The sequence below is a fragment of the Nonomuraea indica genome, assembly GCF_002850745.1.
Classification (GTDB): domain Bacteria; phylum Actinomycetota; class Actinomycetes; order Streptosporangiales; family Streptosporangiaceae; genus Nonomuraea; species Nonomuraea indica.
The window spans coordinates 310,909-332,464 of the sequence record NZ_KZ559474.1; the positions used below are offsets into that span (position 1 = coordinate 310,909).

Consider the following 21,556-nt stretch of genomic DNA (forward strand, 5'->3'; position numbering starts at 1 on the left):
TCACCGGTAGTCGTCGTCATCCAGGTCGACCACGCGGTCCTGCTCGGCGGCGTCGGCGGGGTCCGCCTCCAGGGGGACGGACGTCCGCGGGCGACGCTGGTCGTCGTCGCTGGTCCGCCGCTGCTGCTCGGCGGCGTCTCCCTCGGGGGCCTCGATCGGCAGTTCGCCCTCCTCGTACGTGAGGTCGTCGCCACGCGGGTCCATCTCCGACATATGCGGTCTCCTTGTAGACGCGGACGGGACCAGACTACGCCCGGCGGAAAAGATCGCCGTGTTCCTCGATCCGGGAGAGTACGTCCGGGGCGGTGAAGACGAGATCCTCGGGCCGCTCGCAGTCCTCGACCTCCTCCCACAGCAGCGGGGTCGAGGCCGTGGGGTGCCAGCCGGCCCGCAGGGAGTAGGGGGCGACGGTGGTCTTGGCCGGGTTGTTCTGGCTCCAGTCGATGAACACCTTGCCCGGCCGTGCCTTCTTGGCCATCACGCTGACGACCTGGTCGGGGTGCCGGCGCTCCAGGAGCCGGGCCAGCCGCCTGGCGTACGCGGAGGGCTCCTCGCGGCAGTCCCAGCCGGCGTACAGCTGCATGCCCTTGTTGCCGCTGGTCTTGGGCAGCGCGGGGAGCCCCTCGGCGTCGAGCACCTCGCGCAGCGTGAGCGCCACCCGGCAGCACTCGACGACGGTGGCGGGCGGCCCCGGGTCGAGGTCGAAGACCAGCGTGTCGGGCGGCAGCGCCTCGCCGTCGGCGGAGACCCGCCACTGCGGCACGTGCAGCTCCAGCGCGGCCAGGTTGGCGTAGTAGACCAGCGTCGGCAGGTCGTCGACGACGGCGAAGTCGATGGTCTCGCGGTCCTTGGTGCTGCCCGGGGCGGGGAGCCGGACCGTCCTGACCCAGTCGGGGGTGTGCCGGGGGGCGTTCTTCTCGAAGAAGAACATGCCGTCGACGCCGTCGGGGTAGCGCTTGACGGTCAGCGGCCTGCCCCGCAGGTGCGGCAGCAGCACGGGCGCGACCCGGCTGTAGTAGTCGATCACCTCGGCCTTGGCGAACCCCGCCTCCGGGTACAGCACCTTGCCCAGGTTGGTCAGGACGAGGTCGCGGCCCTCGACCCGGACCGGGACCTTCTCGCTCGCCTGCTTCAACGGGTGCCTCCGCGGGGATCCTGTCGCGGCGCTGACCGCTCCGCACGGCCGGCATCGGTTCGATCGGGTATGGCATCGGGTGTGGCTTCCCTTGCCCCATTCCGGGTATGTGCCCAGGCGAGCCGCCCGCCACCGCTGATGAGGAGTGCACATGCGCAGCATCTGGAAAGGTGCGATCTCCTTCGGGCTGGTCACGATCCCGGTCAAGCTGTTCTCCGCGACCGAGCAGAAGGACGTCACCTTCCACCAGGTCCACCGTGAGGACGGCGGCCGCATCCGCTACAAGCGCGTGTGCACCGTCGACGGCGAAGAGGTGCCCTACTCCGACATCGCCAAGGGCTACGAGCTGGCCACCGGCGAGATCGTCGTGCTCACCGACGAGGATTTCGAGGACCTGCCGCTGTCCACCTCGCGCCGGATCGACGTCCTCCAGTTCGCCCCGGCCGACCAGATCGACCCCATCTACTTCGCCAAGTCCTACTACCTCGAACCCGACGGGCAGGGCGCCAAGCCGTACGTGCTCCTGCGCGACGCGCTGGAGAGCTCGGGCCAGGTGGCGGTGGTCAAGGTGGCGCTGCGTCAGCGGGAGTCGCTGGCGACGCTGCGGGTGCGCGACGGGGTGTTCGTCCTGGAGACCATGCTCTGGCCGGACGAGATCCGCACGCCCGACTTCGAGTTCCTGGAGGAGGACATCGAGGTACGGCCGCAGGAGCTGAAGATGGCCGAGTCGCTGATCACCACCATGGAGGCGGACTTCGACCCGGCGGCGTACCACGACGCCTACCGCGAGGCCCTGCAGCAGGTGATCGAGGCCAAGGTGGCGGGCAAGGAGGTCGTCGCGCCGCCGGAGACCGAGGAGGAGGGCGGCCCGGCGGTGGACCTCATGGCCGCGCTGCGCGCCAGCGTCGAGGCGGCCAAGCGGGAGCGCGAGGGCGGTCCCGCCAAGGGCAGGAAGCCGGCCCGGACGTCCAAGACCGCCAAGGAGGCCGCGGAGAAGGAGGAGAAGGCCGCGCCCAAGCGCAAGGCCCGCAAGTCCGCCTGAGCGCGCGGGTGCCATCAGCCGGTCCGGCGGGTGGTCCGGCACGCGCGGAGCCGCAGGACGCCCACGGCGGCCACCACGGTGAGCAGGCCGGACACGAACGGGACGGCGGGCTGGTCGTAGTCGGGCACGTAGGCGACGGTGACGTTGAGCATGGCGTGCGTCAGGATCGCCGCCGACACCCCGCCGGTGGCGTTGCGCAGGCCGACCATGATCATGCGGGCCGCGACCGTTCCCAGGAACCAGCCGCCGATCCAGGCCGCGCCATGACCGACCTGCAGGAGGGGGACCAGGTGCCACCCGCCCCAGAAGGTCCCGAGAAGCAGCCCGGTCCCCACGGTGCCGAACCGGCGCAGCATCGGATCGCAGGCGTAAGCGGTCCAGCCCAGTTCCTCGCACGCGGCCGCCACCAGCGCAGCGGCGAACAGCAGCGGCAGGACCGCGAGCGGCGTCGCAGGGGCCGATCCCACCCCACCGGCGAGCCGGTCCAGGGTCCACGTGAGAGCCCCGATGACGACGGGCAGCAGCGCCGCCGCGACATACCAGCGGGCCCGTCCCGCGGGCCGGTCGACGACGCGGGACAACAGGGCCGTGACGGCGGCCCGGCCGCCCGCACGGTGGGCCAGGATCGCGGCGGCCAGCCCGGGCAGCACGAACATGATCGCGCTCGCCGGCAGCTCGACCGCGCCGACGCGAACGGCGGGAGACACGGCGCCCAGGACGTAGAACGGCACCGACAACGCGGTGACGAGCACCAGGAAGCGTGCCGGGTGCCCGGTGCGGTCGCGCGCCGGAGTGCCGGTCGCCGGGATCTTCACGGGTTCACCGCCTCGCGTTGAGACACGATATCCCAAGTACCATATGCTGGCCGCATGACGGGAGAGACACCGGGGAGCGGTCTGGCCCGGCGCCGCAGGCGGCTGTCCGACGACGAGACCGCGCGGCGGATGCTCGCCGCGGCGGCCACCAGGGTCGAGGCGGCCGGGCTGACGGTGAGCCTGGAGCACATCAGCTTCGAGGAGATCATTCGTGACGCCGGCGTCGCCCGCAGCGCCGCCTACCGCCGCTGGCCGTACAAGGACCTGTTCTTCGGTGACCTGCTGCGCGAGCTCGCCCGAGGCGCCGTCCCGGCCATCACCGACCCGAATCCCGGCGCGGTGGGAGCCGTGGCCCGCACGCTGCTCGCCTCGCTCGGCTGGGCCCGCACGCCCGGGCTGCGCCGCGCACTGGCCGGAGAGGTGCTGCGCGAGAGCGCGCTGGGCGAGTTCGAGGTCTTCCATCGGTCGTCGGCCTGGCGCACCTACCTCGCACTGCAGGCCACCTTCCGCGGCCTGCCCGACGGCGCCCTGCGCGCCGAGGTCCAGCGGTCGTTCGCCGAGTCCGAAGGCTCACTGGTCGCGGGCGTGGCGACCGCCTACGCCCGGATGGCGGGCGTGATCGGCCTGCGGCCGCGTGCCGGCGTCACCTACGAGACGGTGGCGCGGGCGGCCGTCGCCACCCTGCGCGGACTCGTCCTGATGGCACCCGCCAACCAGGAGATCACCGACCGGCGATTCCGGGCCAATCCGTTCGGAGCACCCGAGCCCGCCGAATGGTCGGAGCCCGCGCTGGCGATCGCGTCGGTGGTGCTCGGCCTGGTGGAGGCCGACCCCGACGTCGAATGGACCGACGAGCACGAGCGCTCCGTCGCGGCGATGCTCCGGAGCGGGCGGTGGGCGGCGGGCTGAGAGTCGAGCACGTCCGTACCGGGCGCGGCCGCCCGGTCCTCGACCGGGCGGCCGCTCGACGCGGACTTCCTGCGATTACTGGGGGATGGGCGCGACGGTGACGGTGGGCCGCGGGCGCGACACGGCGATGGCGTCGGCCTCGGCCTCGTTGTCGTTGTCGTTCTCGTTGTTGTTGTGGATGTTGACGTGCACCTTCACCCGCTGACGGCCGCTGCGGCCGTGGTGACGCCCGCCGCCCCAGCCGCCGCAGTACCGGTGCCAGCCCCAGCCGCCGCCGCAGCCGCCGAAGGTGTGGTCGGCCGAGGCGGTGGTGGTCGTGGTGGCGGAGGCGGTCGTGGTGGCCGCGCCGAGGGCGATCGAGCCGCCGGTCATGGCGGTGGCGGCCACGAGACCCGCGATCGCGTGCTTGTACCTGGACATGGAAGTGCTCCTCGAAGGACGTGGTGAGTGAATGCGCTGTCCGGTCCGTGACCGGGTTCTGGGACATGCGAATGCCTGTGCCCGCAGTGGCGCCGCTCGCCTCGGCAGGCGGCGCCACCTCGCGGACACAGGCATGAGACCGTGAGCTCGGAGGCTCGCTTCCGCCCGCTCGGGCGGCCGGCCGGTGAGGCGCCCCGGCGGGGCGCCTCAGGTCAGTTGGCGCCGGTGAGGCCGTTCGGCAGGTTCACCGCGATGGCGTCGGCGTCCGCCTCGTTGTCGTTGTCGTTCTCGTTGTTGTTGTGGATGTTGACGTGCACCTTCACCCGCTGACGGCCGTGGCGGCCGCCGTGGTGACGCCAGCCGCCCCAGCCGCCGCAGCGGCGCCAGCCCCAGCCGCCGCCGCAGCCGCCGAAGGTGTGGTCGGCCGAGGCGGTGGTGGTCGTGGTGGCGGAGGCCGCCGTGGTGGCCGCGCCGAGCGCGACGACCCCACCGGTCATGGCGGTGGCGGCGGCGAGGCCGGCGATGGCGTGCTTGAACAGACCCATGGGAAATCCCCCAAAGAATGGTGTTCGGATGTGCCATCCGCGAGCTTGGTCCCCGTCGCGGAATGGCGCTATGGAAAGCGCTCCGGCCACAGGCCGCCGGAGGCGCCGAATTTTCTGGAAGAAACTCCGGTCCAGAGCCGGTCGTGCTTTCTTTCGAGCCGGGCGCCCGAGTTGGTGCGGGGGGTCGTCGTTCGTCTCGGAAACGACGACCCCGGCGAACTCCGGCACCCGGTGCGTGAGCCGGTGGCTCACCTCGGCCGGTCGGTGTGCCTACGGCTGGCCGCCCGGCCGACCCGGCGCTCCAGGGGAGCGCCCTCCACTTCAGCGACCGAGGTCGTTGCCCAGGCCGCGCAGACCGTTCAGCGCAACGGCGTCGGCGTCGGCGTCGTTGTCGTTGTCGTTGTGGTTGTTGTTGTGGATGTTGATGAACACCCTGACCTTCTGGCGGCCGTGACGGCCGCCGTGGTGACGCCAGCCGCCCCAGCACCGCCAGCCGCGCCAGCAGCCCATGCTGAAGTCGCTCGCGGTGGTGGTGACGGTGGTGGCGCCCGCGGCGGTCGCGGTGGTGGCCGCGCCGAGGGCGACGACCCCGCCGGTCATGGCGGTGGCCAGAGAGAGACCTGCGATTGCGCTCTTGAACGTGGGCATTGAGTTCCCCCCTAAAGGATCGACTGCCCTGGTTCTTCGGCATTCTCCGCTACGAATGGAAAATGTCGTGGATGGCGATCAAATGCGTCATCCGTGGCTTTTCATTTCCGGCGGCGCGGCGCGGCAAACGAGAATCGTGGCGTTTTGCTATAGAGTAACGCTCTCATTGCTCTCATTAAGCATTTATGAAATGAATTGACGGGATATGTCCGTTTTGTCCTCCCCTCTTGAGCCTCCGGGTGGCCCGAATAAGTCGCGCCGAGTCCCAATAAAGGCGGTTAAGTCGCATATGTCCGTTAATGGTAGGGTCTGGCCGGGTGGTTATCGTGGAGTGAGTGAGGAGGAGCGCATGACCGCTGAGCCGATCCCGCACTGGCCAGGACGCATGGTGGGTTCGGTGCACGTCAGGTCCACTCCCGGGGGAGCGCCGGAGCAGGCGGTCTTCGTGCACGGGCTGGCCGGGGCCGCCACCAACTGGACCGACCTCATGGACGAGCTCAAGGACGACGTCACCGGCCACGCCATCGACCTGCCGGGGGCGGGCTTCTCCCCGGCGCCGGCCGACGGCGACTACAGCGTCGCCGCACACGCCCGTGCCGTCATCGGCCTCATGGAGGAGACCGGCCCGGCCCACCTGTTCGGCAACTCGCTCGGCGGCGCCGTGTCCGTCCGGGTGGCAGCGCAGCGGCCCGACCTCGTGCGCTCGCTCACCCTCGTCTCGCCCGCGCTGCCCGACCTGCTGCCGCGGTACGGGCCCGCCCGCGTGGCCGCCGCGGCCATGCCCCGCCTGGGGGAGTGGGTGGCCGACCGGCTCCGGCTCGTCCCCGCCGAGCAGCGCATCACGGCCTCGTTCGCGATGGTCTGGGCCGACATGGGCCTGGTCCACCCCGCACGGCTGCACGACGCCGTCGAGGAGCTGCGCCGCCGCGACGACCTCCCCCACGCGGGCGCCGCCATGATCGGCTCCGCCCGGGGCATCGTCGCGGAGTACTTCCGGCGCGGCGAGGACAACCTGTGGCGCCAGGCCGCCCGGGTCCGGGCGCCGACGCTGATCATCCACGGCCGGCACGACCGGCTCGTCCGCCCCGCCATGGCCGCCAAGGCCGGACGCGCGTTCCCCCAGGTGCGACTGGTGCTGCTGCCGCGGGCGGGGCATGTGGCGATGATGGAGATGCCCGGAGTCGTGGCCGCGGAGGCCCGCCGTCTCATAGGTGAGACGCGATTGGGGAATGCCCCACTCGGCAGCTAGGTTTCATCAGGAGATGGGTCCCCCTGAAACGGGAGCGTAGACAGTGTCCTTGCCACCGCTGGTCGAGCCGGCCGCCGAGCTGACCGTTGACGAAGTGCGCCGCTACTCGCGCCACCTGATCATCCCCGATGTCGGGATGGCCGGGCAGAAGCGGCTGAAGAACGCCAAGGTGCTCTGCGTGGGCGCCGGCGGCCTGGGCTCGCCCGCGCTGCTGTACCTCGCGGCGGCCGGCGTCGGGACGCTCGGCATCATCGACTTCGACGTCGTCGACGAGTCCAACCTGCAGCGCCAGGTCATCCACGGCCAGTCCGACGTCGGCCGGCCCAAGGCCGAGAGCGCCGCGGCGTCCGTCCGCGAGATCAACCCGCTGATCGACGTCGTCGTCCACAACACGGTGCTGACCACCGAGAACGTGATGGAGATCTTCTCCGGCTACGACCTCATCGTCGACGGCACCGACAACTTCGCCACCCGCTACATGGTCAACGACGCGGCCGTGCTGCTGGGCAAGCCGTACGTGTGGGGCTCGATCTACCGCTTCGACGGCCAGGCGAGCGTGTTCTGGGCCGAGCACGGGCCCTGCTACCGCTGCCTCTACCCCGAGCCGCCGCCTCCCGGCATGGTCCCCTCCTGCGCCGAGGGCGGCGTGCTGGGCGTGCTGTGCGCCTCCGTCGGCTCCATCCAGGTCAACGAGGCCATCAAGCTCCTGACCGGCATCGGCGACCCGCTGGTCGGGCGGTTGATGATCTACGACGCCCTGGAGATGAAGTACCGCGACGTCAAGGTCCGCAAGGACCCCGAGTGCGTCCTGTGCGGTAAGAACCCGACGGTCACCGAGCTGCTCGAGGACTACGAGGCCTTCTGCGGCGCCATCTCCGACGAGGCCGCCCAGGCCGCGTCGGGCTCCACGATCACCGCGCTGGAGCTCAAGGCCATGCAGGACAACGGCGAGGACATCTTCCTCGTCGACGTCCGCGAGCCGAACGAGTACGAGATCGTGTCGATCCCGGGCGCCACGCTGATCCCCAAGGGCGAGTTCCTCAACGGCTCGGCCCTGGAGAAGCTGCCGCAGGACAAGCGCATCGTGCTGCACTGCAAGTCGGGCGCGCGTTCGGCCGAGGCGCTGGCCATCGTCAAGAACGCCGGCTTCGCCGACGCCGTCCACGTCGGCGGAGGCGTGCTGAGCTGGGTCAAGAGCGTCGACCCGAGCCTGCCGTCCTACTGAGTCCGGTTTCGTCGGTCGTTCCGGTTTCCACGGATGACACGGGGCGGCCGCATTAAGGTCGATGCCGTGGACCTCGCCCGCCCCTGCTGGCCCGCCCTGGTGGTGACCACCGCGCTGACGCTCGTCTGCGCGGTGGCCGCCTGGGCCGCGGCGGGCGCGGCGGGCGCCGAGCTGACCAGGGGCCCCACCCGGGCCGAGCTGCACACCGCCGCCAAGCGTGAGGTGGCCGAGCGCTGGCGGGCGTGGCCCGCCGGGAGCATCTTCCCCGCCAGGCTGCCCTACTCCGCGGAGCAGGGCGGCAGGGAGCACGCCACCCGGATCGGCATCTCGCCGCGCACCGACTGCGCCGCCTCGGTCGACGCCGGGGCGTCCGGCGCGCTGCGCGCGGCCGGCTGCCGTGCCGTGCTGCGCGCCACCTACATCGACGAGCTGCGGGGCGTGCTCGTCACGGTCGGCGTCGTGGCGCTGCCCGACGAGCTGGCCGCCGCGCGGGCCAAGGCGGCCTTCCCCGCCGGTGGCGCCCCGGTGCCCGGCCTGCGCCCGCTGGCCTTCCCCGGCACCGTCTCCCATCGCTTCACCCCGCCCGTGCGGCAGGCGGCCTCCGTGCGCCAGGCCGGGCCGTACGTCGTGCTGACCACGGCCGGGCAGGTGGACGGGCGGCCCGCGCGGGCCGTCGCCGACCAGCGACCGGCCATCTTCGCCTTCGCGGCCGAGATCTCCGAGCGCATCCTGGTGTCGCTGACCACGCCGCGGGTGCCCGACTGCGCCTCGAAGGAGTGGCGGTGCTGAGCCGGACGAGCCTGGCCGTGGCCGCCGTGACCGTGACCGCCGTGAGCGGTTCGGGGGTGGTGCTGACCGCCGGGGCGCCGCCCGCCCTGGCCGACGACGTGCGCGGCGTGCAGCAGCCGGTCCTCGACACGCTGGAGCTGCCCAGGGCGTGGCGCACCAGCAAGGGGGCCGGAGTGACCGTGGCGGTGCTCGACTCGGGCGTCGATCCGGAGCACCGCGACCTGGCCGGTTCGGTCACGGTGGGGCGCGACTTCACCGCTGGGGCCAACCCGCCCGGTGTGCCCCCGCACCGCCTGCACGGCACGTACATGGCCTCGCTGATCGCGGGGCACGGGCACGGGCCCGGCGGCAGGCGGGGCGTCATCGGCGTGGCGCCCGAGGCCGAGGTGCTGTCGGTACGGGTGATCCTGGAGGACGAGGAGCCGGGGTTCGTCCGGTTCAACACGGCCCGCCGCTTCGAGAACGTGGTGGCCAGGGGCATCCGCTACGCGGTCGACCGGGGCGCCGATGTGATCAACATGTCGATCTCCAAGGAACTGGCCACCAAGGAGGAGCGCGCCGCGGTGCGCTACGCCATCTCGCGGGGCGTCGTGCTGGTCGCCGCGGCGGGCAACGAGGGGGCCGGCGAGGAGCGGGCGGGCAGGGCGGCGCGCGCCGGGTTCGACCCGTACTCCTATCCGGCGGCCTTCCCGGGCGTGGTCTCGGTGGGGGCGACGGACCGGAGGCTGCGGCGGGCGACGTTCTCCAACGGCAACGCCTCGGTCCTGCTGGCCGCCCCCGGCGTCGACATCATGGGGGCGGGACCCGGCGACGCCTACTGGGTGGGCCAGGGCACCTCGCAGGCGACCGCGCTGGTGTCCGGCGTCGCCGCACTGATAAAAGCGAAATATCCGGATATGTCGCCACCGTTGGTGGCGCAGGCCCTCACCGCCGGCGCGACCGACCGGCCACCGGGCGGCTACGACACCGGCACCGGCTTCGGCGTGGTGAACGCCGCCCGCGCCCTCGCCGAGGCCCGCCGCCTGGCCCGGCACAGCGAGACCGCCACCGGCGACCCGGCCCAGGACCCGGCCGCGCCGATCGGGGCGGGCTCCCGCGGGCCGATCACCGTCGTCGTCCGTGACCGCACCGCGGTCCAGGTCTACGGCACGATCGCCGCGGCGGCCACCGCCGGCGCGCTGACCTCGCTGGTGTCGATGTACGTCCTGGTCAGACGGATACGGCGGGCACCCAGCTCCCATGAGGCATGATCCGCGCATCGAGGGGGACGACATAGACACGAGGACGAGCCGGGAACGAGGCGGTGGTGAAGGCACGTAGGACGACCTCAGGGCTGCCACGCGCCGGGGGGACCACGCCGGGACGGACGAACCCGCTCGGCACCCCAGCCGGGCGCCGCACGCGCGTGCCCGTCTGGCCGGCGGCCTCGCCCCGCCGCGTCACCGAGGCCCGGCGGCTGGCCGAGGAGGCGGAGCTCCGGCAGGGCGTGCGCTACCGCCGCTGGTTCGTGGCGCTCGTCGGCGGCGTGCTGGCCATGTCGGCCGTCGTCGTGCTGCTCGGCACCGTCGGGCTGTCCGCCGAGACCCGATCCCGCCCGCTCACCCCCGGCGAGCAGCACCGCTACCAGCAGGAGGAGATCGCGCGGCGCTGGCAGGCGTGGCCGGCGTCCGGCGTGTTCCCCGAAGAGGTGAAGTACCTCGGGCTCGGCCGCGCCCAGCAGTACGCCCGGCGCGTCGGCATCGCCCCCGCGGCCGAGTGCCGCGACGCCGTGGACGCCTCCGTGGCCGGCCCCCTCGACGAGCACGGCTGCGTCACCATGCTGCGCGCCACCTACGTCGACCAGACGGCCACGTTCGTCTTCACGGTCGGCGTGGCGGTGCTGGAGGACGAGGAGTCGCGGGTGGCCGCGGGCGAGGCGCTCACCCAGGACGACCGGGTCGGCGTGCTGCCCGTCGCCTTCCGCGGCACGGCCACCGAGCGGTTCGGCGCCGAGCAGCGCCAGCGCACCGGCTGGGTGGGCGCCGGGCCGTACATCGTCTTCTCCACGGGCGGCTACGCCGACGGCCGTACCAGGGCGGCGATCCCGCCGGAGGAGACCCTGCACAGCGAGCTGTGGCCGACGGCCCGGTCGATCGGCAACCAGATCGCCTACTTCCTCGCGGACCCGCCCAAGGTGCCGCCCTGCACCCAGGGGAACGTGTGCTGACCCTCGTACGCGCGCTGACCGCCGCCGCGCTCGCCCTCCAGGCGCCCGCCGCCGCGGCGCCCGCGCCGATCCGGGAGCAGCAGCAGTGGGTGCTGGACGCGCTCAACGTCGAGCAGGCGTGGACCGTGACCAAGGGAAGGGGCGTCACCGTCGCCGTGATCGACAGCCTGGTCGACACGCGCGTCAAGGAACTGCGCGGCCGGGTGACCACCGCACCCGACATGAGCGCGCCCGGGGTGCAGCGCGAGGCCCGGCCGGGCCGCCACGGCACGGCCATGGCGGCGCTCATCGCCGGGTCCGGCGCCGGTGAGGGGCTGGTCGGCGTCGCCCCCGAGGCGCGGGTGCTGTCGATCCCGCTGGCCGTGGCCGAGGACCCCGACCTGGGCACCATCGACCCCGAGCCCGACCACCCGGCCGGGCGGGAGAGCCCGCTGGCGCGGGCCCTGCGCTATGCCGTCAACCACGGCGCCAAGGTCGTCAGCATGTCGATCGGGAGCTACGGCCCGCACCGGTCGGAGCGGGAGGCCGTCTCGTACGCGCTGGGCAAGGGCGTCGTGCTGGTCGCCGCCGTCGGGAACGACGGGCAGAGCGGCTACACGAAGATGAACGGCACCTCCTACTGGAGCTTCCCCGCCGGCTACCCCGGCGTCATCGGCGTGGCCGCGGTGGACAAGCAGGGCAGGCAGGCGCCGTTCAGCAGCGACAACCTGTCCGTGCTCGTCGCCGCGCCCGGCGTGGACGTGCCCGTCGTCAGACGGGCGGGCGGCTACGAGCTGTCCCGCGGCACCAGCCCGGCCGGCGCGCTCGTCGCCGGGGTGGCCGCCCTGGTCAAGGCGCGTCACCCAAGCCTGCGTCCCGAACAGGTCGCCCAGGCGCTGGCGGCCGGGGCCAGAGGCCGCCCGGGGGCGGGGTACGACGACAAGACCGGGTTCGGGGTGGTCGACGCGGGCGCCGCGCTCGACGCGGCCCAGCGGTTCGCCGCCGTCAAGCCGGTCGGCGGGGTGCCCGACGACACGCACTTCGGAGCCGGCGAGGACTCGCCGGTGCCGTCGCAGCCGGGCGCCGAGCCGTGGCGGCTGCTGCTGTACGGCGGCGGCGTGCTGGCGGCGTTGGTGACTTTCAGCGGCGCCGTCGTCGTGCTCAATCAGCGCAGAGGGTGAAAGATCCGCTATCGTCCGGCGTCATGGGATACGAGCTGCGCGTGGTCAGGCAGGCGCCGATCGCCTTCGCCGACCTCGCGAAGGCGATCGTGCCGGCCGGGTTCGAGCTGGACGAGTCGTACGAGATCGTCGCCAGGCACGGCGGCGCGGCGCACACCGTCGGACGGTGGCGCGAGCAGGTGGTGGGGGAGCCCGGCTCCGACTGGCAGGTGGCGCAGCTCGTCCGGCTGGCCGCGGTGCTCGGCGCCCGGCTGGTCGGCGAGGACGGCGAGAGCTACGCCGTCCGTGACGGCGTCGTCGAGGTGTGGACCGGCGGCAGCGCGATGGAGATCGGCAAGTTCGACGAGATCATCGAGGCGGGTCCCGCCGCGTGGACGGCCTGAACCCCTTCGCCGAGCGCGTGCTCGACGTGGTGGAGCGCATCCCGCCGGGACGGGTGCTCGCCTACGGGGACATCGCCGAATACCTCGGCGAGGGCGGGCCGCGGCAGGTCGGGCGGGTGATGTCCCTCTGGGGCGGCGCGGTGCCGTGGTGGCGGGTGGTGCACGCCGACGGCTCCGGCGCGAGCCCCGAGCACCGCGAGGAGTGCCTGGCCCGCTGGCGCGAGGAGGGCACCCCGGTGCGGGGCGACCGGGCCGACATGCGGCGGGCGCGCTGGGACGGGCGGGACGACCGGCCTTCAGCGGATTCACAGAAACGTGATTGACCTGCCGATTCCCCCCATGTGGGGATCTGTGCCACCCGACTCCCCTTAGCATGGGCGCAAGAGAATGACGGCGGAAAGGCGGTGCCCCCCGATGGCCACCGGCGTCACAGCCCAGAGCCCGGGCGGCGAATCCGCCGCCGACCGTCTGAAGGCGGTCCAGGATCTGTGTGACCGCGGCGAGCCGCTCGAGGCGGTCATGCGCGCGGTCGGTCCAGGCGGCCGCGACCCGGCGTTCGACGCCGAGGTGCTCAGCGGGCCGCTCGGCTCGCGGATGGACCTCGCCGTCAAACGCGGTCCCGCCCGCAGGCGTGAGCTCCTCACGCTCATCCGCCCCTACCTCGCGGCCGTCGACCCGGCCGTGAAGCGGGAGCTGCCCGTCGCCCGGCGGGTCATCTGCCACCTCATCGAGACGCGGCCCGACGACGAGCTGGCCGACGGCGACACCCTGGCCAAGGTCGTCGCCGCCGCGGCCGAGCCGTCCAAGCGGATCCGCAAGGGCCTGCGCTGGTACGCCGACCTGCCGTTCCAGGACGAGCTGCCGCCCGCCCTGTTCAGGCTGCGGCGCGCCGACATGGTGCCCGTCACCCACATCGACGACATCCAGTGGGTCGACGGCAGGCTGCGCATCACCGGCTTCGCCTACCTCGCCGGGCTCTCGGTCCGCAGCCGCCGGTTCAACCGGGCGACCGTGGTGCTGCGCGGACCGCGCTGGCTGCCGCCCGTACGGCTGCGCACCCGGCGGGTGCTCGCGCCCGAGGCCACCCACGGGGCCCGCGAGCCGGGCTGCAACTACGACTGGTCCGGCTTCACCGCCGACCTGAGCCCGCGGGCGCTGCGCTGGCGCGGCGCGGTGCGCGGGGTCGTCTCGGCGGTCCGGCGCCGGATGCGGCACCGCCCGGCCGTCCACGACACGACGACGTGGCGTGCCGAAATCGTCTTCTGGAGCCGCGGCGCCCGGGCCACCGGCCTGCTGCGCGGCTCGTCCATCGGCCGGCCCGAGCGGCCCGCCGGGCTCCGGCTGCGGCCCGGCTGGTGGGTCCGCCCGGTGTGGACGTCCGACCGCGCCCTGCAGGTGGTGCTCCAGCCCAACCGGGCCGAGCTGCGTTCCGCCACGATCGCCGACGAACGCCTCGAACTCCGGATCTTCCTGTCCGGCCGTACCGTGACCAAGGGGCACGCGCGGCTCGGCGGGCACCGGATGGCGGCCGAGTTCACGCCCGTCAGCGGCGGCACCGAGGTCGTCGTCGGCCTCGCCGTGTCGGCCCTGCTGCAGGAGAAGGACGGCCGGCGGCTGTGGGTGGAGCCCAAGGGCGACCCGGCGGCGTCCGTCATGCTGGGCGACTCGGGAGAGACCAGGGCCGTCTCCGGAGATCGCGAGATCACCGTGCTCGGCGACCGCCGCGATCGGGTCATCGTCTCCGCCCACCGCATCCGCCCGGCGATCACCTCGGCCGTCTGGGAGGGCTCGACGCTGGTCCTGCGCGGCAGCTACCCCGACGCGGCGGGTCCGCGCACGGTCTCGCTGCGGCACCGCTCGGGCCTGATGTACGGCCTGCCGATGGAGCGCGACGGCGAGACGTTCACCGTCCGGCTCACGCCGTCGGCGATGGACCGCTTCGGCGAGAGCGTGCCGCTGGCCTCCGGCACCTGGAACCTGTCCCTGCGCCATCCCTCGGGCGAGATCGTCCCGCTGCGCATGGACCACGCCGCGCTCCCGGGCCTCGACGAGGACCCCCGCTCGTTCGGCGGGCGCGCCTACCGGATCGTGTCCACCCGCTTCGACGTGCCCGTGGTCACCGTCGAGGAGGAGCGGCCCGCCGACGAGAAGGGCGTGGCCGGCACGCACGTGCTGCGGCGGGTCTTCTACCCGGCCCAGCGCACCGAGCCGCTCACCGACGCCACCGTCTACGTCGTCAACGACGGCCGGCTCTACGCCGACAGCGTCCGCGCCGTCTACGAGGAGCGGCTGCGGCGCGGCGACGACCGCGAGCACATCTGGATCGTCAAGGACGGCGCGTTCGTCCCGCCGCACGGTGCGACCGTGGTGCGGGCGGGCAGCCGCGAGCACCACGCCGCCCTGGCCAGGTCCCGCTACATCGTGACCAACTCCTTCCTGCCCGTCTGGTTCCGCTCGCGCGAGGACCAGGTGGTGCTGCAGACGTGGAACGGCACCCCGGCCAAGCACATCGGCAACGACCAGGCCCACATGCAGCGCGATCCCCGGCCGCCGGTCTGGCACCGGCAGGCCACCGAGGTGCGCGGCTGGGACGTGCTGCTGTCGCAGTCGCCGTGGGCCACGCCGGTGCTGCGCAAGGCGTTCGGCTACCAGGGCGAGGTGCTAGAGAGCGGGCTGCCGCGCAACGACGTGCTCACCTCGCCCGACCGCGACCGGCTGGCCGCGGCGGTGCGGGAGCGGCTGGGGCTGGTCGAGGGCAAGCGGGTCGTGCTGTACGCGCCGACGTGGCGCGACTACGACCGCAAGAACGCCATGGTGAAGCTCGACCTGGCCAAGGCGCGGGTCGAGCTGGGGGCCGACCACGAACTGCTGGTACGGGCGCACCCGATGCAGGCCATGCCCGCCGTTCCCGACATCGCCCACGACGTAACGACTTATCCCGACATGGCCGAGTTGCTGCTGGTGGCCGACGTGCTGGTCACCGACTACTCCTCCGTCATGTTCGACTTCGCGGCCACCGGGCGTCCCATGGTCTTCTACGCCTACGACCTGCCGAAGTACTCCACCAAGCGCGGCCTGTACGTCGACCTGCCGGAGATCGCCCCCGGCCCGGTGCTGTCCACGTCGGCCGACGTCATCGACGCCCTGCGCTCGATCGACGAGGTCGCCCAGGCGCACGCCGACCGCTACGACGCCTTCCGCGCCACCTTCGCTCCGCGCGACGACGGCAAGGCCACGGCCCGCGTCGTCGACCACATCTGGAAGTAGCGGCCCGCCCGGCGGAGGACACCCGCCGGGCGACGGCGGCCATCGCGGGCCGGTCACGACTCCGGTTCCGCCATCCGGCCTGTCCAGGTGGGGATGTGCTGCCCGAGACGGTCGCGAAAGGGTCAAAAGGCCGGTATCAGGCATGAAACGCCCTCCAGCGCGGGGATAAGGAGACGGAGAGCAGCTCGGCCCGGAGGAGGGAACATGACCACCGCCCAGCCGCGTCCGTCCGCCACCACCCGGACGGCGGCAGGTCCCGCCCGCGAGCTCACGCTGGAGCTGCCGATGGTCACCGTCCGGATCCACCCTCCGGAGCTCCGGCTGCCCAGGCCACGCGTCGCGATGCCGCGCGTCAACCGGCAGGAGGTCGGGCACGCGGTGGACGTCGCCAGGTCCCTGCTGCCGCCGCCCGAGAGGGTGGCGTACTACGGGGCGCTGGGCGCGCTCGCGGTGGCGGGCGTGATCGAGTGGCCGGTCGCGGCGGCGATCGGGGCGGGGACGGTGATCGCGCAGCGGGCCCGGTCGAAGGAGTCGGCGGAGTTCTCGGCCGGTCCGCGACAGGCGCCCGCGTCGGCCCGTGCCGGCACCCCCGCACTGGAGCCGACGGAGAGAGACGGCGCGGTGCCCGCGGCCGACTCCGGTGACGCGGGTGACGCCGTCCGCCCCCAGGCCGCCGAGCGCGACGCCGGGGCGAGGGCTTCGCGCGGCAAGAAGACCGGCAAGGCGGAGACCTAGCCCGCTCTTTCCCGGCCGACCAGAGCGAGACCCCCGCCGGTCCGTTCCCGGCCGACCGGACAGGAACTCCCCAGCCCTTCCGGTTCCGGTCCACCCGAGAAGACGCCCCCCGGCCCGTCACCACCGCCATCGAGGGGAGCGCACATGCGGTTGCCCGGCATCCGCTTCGCCACCGGCACGCTGCTGACCATGCTCCCCGACCCGGTACGCGACCTGCTTCCCCGCCCGCGCCTGGTGCGGGAGTGCGCCGGAGGCGTCCGCATCGAGTTGCGCGCCCTCGGCGGCCCGGGCACCGAACGCGCCGCCCGTGCCCTGGAGAAGCGGCTGCTGGCCGCCGGGGCCGACCGGGCGGAGGTCAACGGGGCGCTCGGCTGCGTCTTCGTCGGCCGCGACGCCGCGGGGGAGGCGGACACGGCGGACGGGTTCGACGAGGGATCCGTGGCCGCGTTCGTGGCGGTGGTGGAGGAACTCGACCGCGTCGCCGCGGCGGACGGACCCCCCGCCACCGACAGCACGCCCGCCGACGAGGAGGACGGGTCCTGCGCCGAGAAGGGGAGCGACGGGGGAAGGCTGTTCGACGGGGTGGAGCAGCAGGCCCGTGCCGCCGTCAGCCTCGGCCTGCACCTGGTCGGCGTGGGGGTCGCGCTGGCCGGTCAGGTCGCCCGCGTCCCGAAGCTGCCGCCCGTCGTACCCGCGATCACCGGGCTGGTGGAGCACACCCCGCGGGTGCGGCGGGAGATCGAGGAACGCCTCGGCCGGCAGACGGCCGAGGCGCTGCTGGCCTCCACCCGCGTCGTCACCCATGCGCTGGCCCTGCGCCCGGTCGCGCTGCTCATCGACTCGGCCGCCGCGGCGGGCCGGTACCTCGACGCCCGCGCCGGCCGTCGTGCCTGGGAGTCACGGGAGGAGGAGCTGGCCGCCGCGCCGGGTGCGTACCGGCACATCCGGATGGCGGTGACGCCGCGCCCGGTCAGGCTGCCGCGCGGCCCCGTCGAGCGGTACGCGGACGCGGCGAGTCCCGCCGCGCTCGCCGCGCAGGGTCTCACGGCCGTCGTCGGCGCCGACCGCCGGCGGGCGCTGCCGGTGCTGGTCGCCGCCACGCCCCGGGCGGCGCGGCTGGGCAGGGAGGCGTTCACCGGCGCCGTCGTCCGCGCGTTGGCCGGACGCGGCACGATCGTGCTGGATCACCACGCGCTGCACCGGATGGACCGCGTCGACACGGTCGTCCTCGACGCCGGCGTGCTGACGACGGGCCGGTGGGCGGTCCACGGCGTCGTCCCCCTGGATCCGGGCGTGGACCGGGACGAGCTGCATGTCCGCCTGTACTCCCTCCTCGACCTCACGGACCCCGGCGCGCGCCGCGAGCGCGACGGCTGGACGGCCGAGCCCGTCACCTCCGACGCGCGGGCCGTCACCTTGGCGGGGCGGGCCGTCGCGGCGCGGCGGGGCCGGGCGCCGGACGCGCGGGCCGGTGCGCCGGAGGCGACGGGACGGGCCGACGTGGCCGGGTGGCGGCGGCAGGGGGTCCGGCCGGTCATGGTGGCCCGGCACGGGACGGCGGTGGCGCTGGTGGGTCTGGCGCCCGAACCGGCGCCCCTCGCCGCGGCGGTGGCCGCCGCGCCGGGGGACGCCTGCGCGGTGGTGCTGGCCGGAGGAGACGCCGGGCTGGCCGGGCGGCTCGGCGTCGAGCGGACCGTGCCGGGCGGCGCGCGGCTGGCGGCTTCGGTACGGGCCCTGCAGGCCGAGGGACACGGGGTGGCGGTGGTCACCCGACGCTGGCGGCGCGCTCTGGTCCAGGCCGACCTGGCCATCGGCGTCCTGACCGGACAGGAGCCGGGCGTAACTAGGCCGGGTGTAACCGGGCCGGGTGTAACCGGGCCGGGCGGAGGTTGGCCAGGCGGGGGCGGGCCGGGTGTGACCGGGTTGCCGGGCGCCGGGCCGGGCGCCGGTGAGGGCGGGGCCGGGTTGCCGGGCACCGGTGAGGGCGCGGCCGGGTCGCAGGGCGCCGGGCGTGTGCCGTGGGACGCCGACGTGATCGGCGGGTTCGACGGGGCGCACCTGCTGCTGAGCTGCCTCCCGCACGCCCGCAGGGCCGCCAGGCGCGGTGTCCGGGTCGCCGCCACAGGGGCGGTCGTCGGGGCGGGGCTGGCGGCCGTCGGGCCGGCCCGGAACGCCCTGCGGCGGGCACATCTCGCCGCCGACTGCACGTCCGTGGCCGCGCTGGCGGCCGGGGCGTGGACGGGCCGCCGTGCCGCCCGGCAGGCGCCGCCGATCCCGGCCGACCACACGCCGTGGCACGCCATGCCGGTCCAGGACGTCCTGGACCGGCTGCGCACCTCGCCGCACGGCCTGACCGAGACGCAGGCCCACCACCGCAGGACGACGGGCTCCCCCGCCGAACCCACCGCACCGGGTCGAGGCGTGGCGGGCCGTGCGGACGGAGCGCCGCGGTCGCGCGGGGGCGCGGTGAGCCGGGCGGCGCAGGGGGCCGGGTCGCTGGCCCGTGCCTGCGTGAGCGAGCTGGCCAACCCGCTCACCCCCGTCCTCGCCGCCGGCGCGGGCATGTCGGCCGCGGTCGGCTCGGTGCTGGACGCGGGGCTGATCGCCGGTGTGATGGCAGCGGGCGCCCTGCTCGGCGGAGCCCAGCGGCGGGGCGCCGACCGGGCCCTGCACCGCCTGACCCGCGTCACCGCCCCGCCGGTACGGCTGCGCAGGCCCGCCGGCGCGATGACCGCCGTGCCCGACGACCTGGTGCCCGGTGACGTGGTGGAGCTGCGCGCCGGCGACGCCGTACCGGCCGACTGCAGGCTGATCGAGGCGGCGGGCCTGGAGGTCGACGAGTCGGCGCTCACCGGGGAGTCGCAGCTCGTCGTCAAGACGGCGGCGCCCACGGCGGCGGCGGCCATCGCCGACCGCGCCTCGATGGTCTATCGGGGGACGACGGTCGCGGCCGGGCACGGGCTCGCCGCGGTGGTGGCCGTCGGCGAGTCGACCGAGTGGGGCCGGACCGCGCGCCTGGCGGCGGCCGGGCCGCCGCCGAGCGGGGTGGAGCTGAGGCTGCGGGCGCTGAGCCGCCGGATCCTGCCGGCGTCCATCGGTTCGGGCGTGCTGCTCATGCTGATCGAGCTGCTGCGCGGCACGCCGGTGGCGGCGGCCGTCGCGCCGGCGGTGAGCCTGGCGGTGGCGGCGGTGCCGGAGGGGCTCCCGTTCGTGGCGACCGTGGCGGAGCTGGCGTCCGCCAAGCGGCTGTCGGCCCGCGACGCGCTGGTGCGCAACCCGTCCACCATCGAGGCGCTCGGCCGGGTGGACGTGCTCTGCTTCGACAAGACCGGAACCCTCACCGAGGGCCGCATCACGCTCGCCCGGGTGTCGGACGGGCGGACGGACAGGCCGGTGGGGGAGCTCACGCCGGAGCTGGAGGCGGTCGTCGCCGCCGCGCTGCGTGCCTGCCCCCGCCACGAGGACGGGCGCGCCGTCCCCCACCCCACCGATCGCGCCGTCGTGGCGGGAGCCCGGGGCCTGGGCGTGACGCAGGAGGGCTGGCGGCGGACCGACGAGCTGCCCTTCGAGCCGGCGCGCGGCTACCACGCCGTACTGGGCCTGGCCAACGGCAGGTGCCTGCTGAGCGTCAAGGGCGCTCCGGAGGCGGTGCTGACCCACTGCGCGGGCGTGGCGCGGGGGACGGGCACGGACCCGCTGGACGACGGCGTCAGGCGCGAGCTGGCGAAGGAGGTGGACCGTCTGGCCCGGCAGGGGCACCGGGTGCTCGCGGTCGCCGAGCGCGAGGCTTCCAGCCGCGCCGACCTGGAGGAGTCCCGGATCGACCGGCTGCGCCTCCTCGGGTTCCTCTGCCTGGCGGACCCGGTGCGTCCCACCGCCAAGCGCAGCGTCGAGGGCCTGATGCGCGCCGGCGTCCGCGTCGTCATGATCACCGGTGACCATCCGAGCACGGCCGAGGCCATCGCCGCCGAGATCAACGCCCTGAACGGCCGGCGGGTGATGACGGGCCCCGAACTCGACCGGCTGGACGACGACGCGCTGGCCGAGGTGCTGCCCGAGGTGGCGGTCTTCGCCCGCGTGACCCCCGGGCACAAGGCGCGGATCGTCGCCGGCCTGCGCCGGGCGGGCAGGGTGGTGGCCGTCACGGGCGACGGCGCCAACGACGTCCCGGCGATCCGGCTCGCCGACGTGGGGGTGGCCCTCGGACCGCAGGCCACCCCCGCCGCGCGAGCCGCCGCCGACATCGTGGTGACCGACGACCGCATCGAGACGATCATCGACGCGATCGTGGAGGGCCGGGCCATGTGGGGGTCGGTCCGCGACGCGCTCGGCATGCTGCTGGGCGGCAACATCGGCGAGATCGCCTTCACGCTCGGCTCCAGCCTGCTGACCGGCCGAAGCGCGCTGAACGCCCGCCAGCTCCTGCTCGTCAACCTGCTCACCGACATGCTGCCCGCGATGGCGGTGGCCGTGCGCGCGCCGGGCGCGTCCAGCCCGGAGAGGCTGCTGGCCGAGGGTCCCGAGGCGTCGCTGGGGGCCGCGCTCAGCCGCGACATCCGCCTGCGGGCGGTCACCAGCGCGGGGGCGGCAGGAGCGGCATGGCTGCTGGCCCGCATGACGGGCACCCGCGCCAGGGCCGACACGGTGGGGCTGGTCGGCCTGGTGGGGGCGCAGCTCCTGCAGACGCTCGCGGTGGGCGGCCGGGACCGGCTGGTGCTGCTGGCCGCCCTGTCGTCGCTGGCCGTGCTGGCCGCCGCCGTGTCCGTGCCGGGTCTGAGCGGCCTGTTCGGCTGTCGCCCGATCGGCCCCGTCGGCTGGGGGATCGGGCTCGGCTGCGCCGCCGTCGCGGTCCTCGTCGCGGGTCTGGTGGAACGGGCGGCGTCGGCCAGGGTTCACCGCCCGGTCAGGTAGGCCGTACCCAAGTCGCCACTTTTATGGTGAAATCTGCCACTAAAGCCTTACTCTCCCCCTAGAGGTGCTTAATGTCCGGATTCATGGCTTCCGTGCTCGCGAAGGCGGCGTTCATGC

General features: G+C 74.1%; 19 protein-coding genes. 13 read left to right on the plus strand and 6 right to left on the minus strand.

All coding sequences use genetic code 11. The features are described from left to right. Positions 1-213, minus strand: coding sequence for a hypothetical protein (locus CXR44_RS23785; protein WP_245899360.1), 213 nt, complete (start codon positions 211-213; stop codon positions 1-3). A 34-nt stretch (positions 214-247) separates the two neighbouring features. Beyond that, positions 248-1,135 carry a non-homologous end-joining DNA ligase gene (ligD, locus tag CXR44_RS23790; RefSeq protein ID WP_245899361.1) on the minus strand — a complete coding sequence of 296 codons (888 nt, stop codon included), beginning with the start codon at positions 1,133-1,135 and terminating at the stop codon, positions 248-250. Between the two features lie 151 nt (positions 1,136-1,286). Here ligD and ku point away from each other — a divergent pair, with 151 nt between their 5' ends. Next, a complete protein-coding gene (gene ku / locus CXR44_RS23795) occupies positions 1,287-2,177 on the plus strand; it encodes a non-homologous end joining protein Ku (protein ID WP_101788307.1) in 891 nt (296 codons plus the stop codon). Positions 2,178-2,191: 14 nt separating this feature from the next. Here the strand turns inward: ku and CXR44_RS23800 are convergent, their stop codons facing one another. Then, positions 2,192-2,992 carry a CPBP family intramembrane glutamic endopeptidase gene (locus tag CXR44_RS23800; RefSeq protein ID WP_101788308.1) on the minus strand — a complete coding sequence of 267 codons (801 nt, stop codon included), beginning with the start codon at positions 2,990-2,992 and terminating at the stop codon, positions 2,192-2,194. Positions 2,993-3,046: 54 nt separating this feature from the next. Here CXR44_RS23800 and CXR44_RS23805 point away from each other — a divergent pair, with 54 nt between their 5' ends. After that, on the plus strand, positions 3,047-3,901 hold the full coding sequence (locus tag CXR44_RS23805; RefSeq protein WP_245899362.1) for a TetR/AcrR family transcriptional regulator: 855 nt from the start codon (positions 3,047-3,049) through the stop codon (positions 3,899-3,901). Between the two features lie 75 nt (positions 3,902-3,976). Here CXR44_RS23805 and CXR44_RS23810 read toward each other — a convergent pair whose 3' ends face one another. The 3 genes from CXR44_RS23810 to CXR44_RS23820 form a co-directional block, all read right to left on the minus strand. Continuing rightward, the gene (locus tag CXR44_RS23810) at positions 3,977-4,321 is read right to left on the minus strand and encodes a hypothetical protein (protein WP_101788309.1); all 345 of its coding nucleotides are present in this window, start codon (positions 4,319-4,321) and stop codon (positions 3,977-3,979) included. 212 nt (positions 4,322-4,533) lie between these two features. Further along, positions 4,534-4,866, minus strand: a complete 333-nt coding sequence (locus tag CXR44_RS23815) for a hypothetical protein (RefSeq protein ID WP_101788310.1) — start codon at positions 4,864-4,866, stop codon at positions 4,534-4,536. Positions 4,867-5,187: 321 nt separating this feature from the next. Further along, a complete protein-coding gene (locus CXR44_RS23820; RefSeq protein WP_101788311.1) occupies positions 5,188-5,514 on the minus strand; it encodes a hypothetical protein in 327 nt (108 codons plus the stop codon). A 349-nt stretch (positions 5,515-5,863) separates the two neighbouring features. Between CXR44_RS23820 and CXR44_RS23825 the strand changes: the two genes are divergently transcribed. The 11 genes from CXR44_RS23825 (at position 5,864) to CXR44_RS23880 (ending at position 21,439) form a co-directional block, all read left to right on the plus strand. Next, on the plus strand, positions 5,864-6,763 hold the full coding sequence (locus CXR44_RS23825; RefSeq protein ID WP_101788312.1) for an alpha/beta fold hydrolase: 900 nt from the start codon (positions 5,864-5,866) through the stop codon (positions 6,761-6,763). Between the two features lie 43 nt (positions 6,764-6,806). After that, a complete protein-coding gene (moeZ, locus tag CXR44_RS23830; protein ID WP_101788313.1) occupies positions 6,807-7,988 on the plus strand; it encodes an adenylyltransferase/sulfurtransferase MoeZ in 1,182 nt (393 codons plus the stop codon). 66 nt (positions 7,989-8,054) lie between these two features. Further along, positions 8,055-8,777 (plus strand): hypothetical protein, encoded by a 723-nt coding sequence (locus tag CXR44_RS23835; protein ID WP_245899363.1) that lies wholly within the window; start codon positions 8,055-8,057, stop codon positions 8,775-8,777. Further along, positions 8,771-10,027 carry a S8 family peptidase gene (locus CXR44_RS23840; RefSeq protein ID WP_245899364.1) on the plus strand — a complete coding sequence of 419 codons (1,257 nt, stop codon included), beginning with the start codon at positions 8,771-8,773 and terminating at the stop codon, positions 10,025-10,027. Before CXR44_RS23835 ends, CXR44_RS23840 begins: the two co-directional genes overlap by 7 nt. A gap of 56 nt (positions 10,028-10,083) precedes the next feature. Then, on the plus strand, positions 10,084-10,983 hold the full coding sequence (locus CXR44_RS23845) for a hypothetical protein (RefSeq protein WP_144070060.1): 900 nt from the start codon (positions 10,084-10,086) through the stop codon (positions 10,981-10,983). Beyond that, positions 10,977-12,143, plus strand: coding sequence for a S8 family serine peptidase (locus tag CXR44_RS23850; protein WP_101788315.1), 1,167 nt, complete (start codon positions 10,977-10,979; stop codon positions 12,141-12,143). Before CXR44_RS23845 ends, CXR44_RS23850 begins: the two co-directional genes overlap by 7 nt. Before the next feature lie 23 nt (positions 12,144-12,166). Next, positions 12,167-12,526: a hypothetical protein gene (locus tag CXR44_RS23855; protein ID WP_101788316.1), complete on the plus strand. Its 360-nt coding sequence runs from the start codon at positions 12,167-12,169 to the stop codon at positions 12,524-12,526. Further along, positions 12,514-12,849, plus strand: a complete 336-nt coding sequence (locus CXR44_RS23860; RefSeq protein WP_101788317.1) for an MGMT family protein — start codon at positions 12,514-12,516, stop codon at positions 12,847-12,849. Before CXR44_RS23855 ends, CXR44_RS23860 begins: the two co-directional genes overlap by 13 nt. A 91-nt stretch (positions 12,850-12,940) precedes the next feature. Next, positions 12,941-15,793: a CDP-glycerol glycerophosphotransferase family protein gene (locus tag CXR44_RS23865; RefSeq protein ID WP_245899365.1), complete on the plus strand. Its 2,853-nt coding sequence runs from the start codon at positions 12,941-12,943 to the stop codon at positions 15,791-15,793. Between the two features lie 204 nt (positions 15,794-15,997). After that, positions 15,998-16,528, plus strand: a complete 531-nt coding sequence (locus CXR44_RS23870) for a hypothetical protein (protein WP_101788318.1) — start codon at positions 15,998-16,000, stop codon at positions 16,526-16,528. A 144-nt stretch (positions 16,529-16,672) separates the two neighbouring features. Continuing rightward, on the plus strand, positions 16,673-21,439 hold the full coding sequence (locus tag CXR44_RS23880; RefSeq protein WP_245899366.1) for a cation-translocating P-type ATPase: 4,767 nt from the start codon (positions 16,673-16,675) through the stop codon (positions 21,437-21,439). Positions 21,440-21,556: the final 117 nt, after the last annotated feature.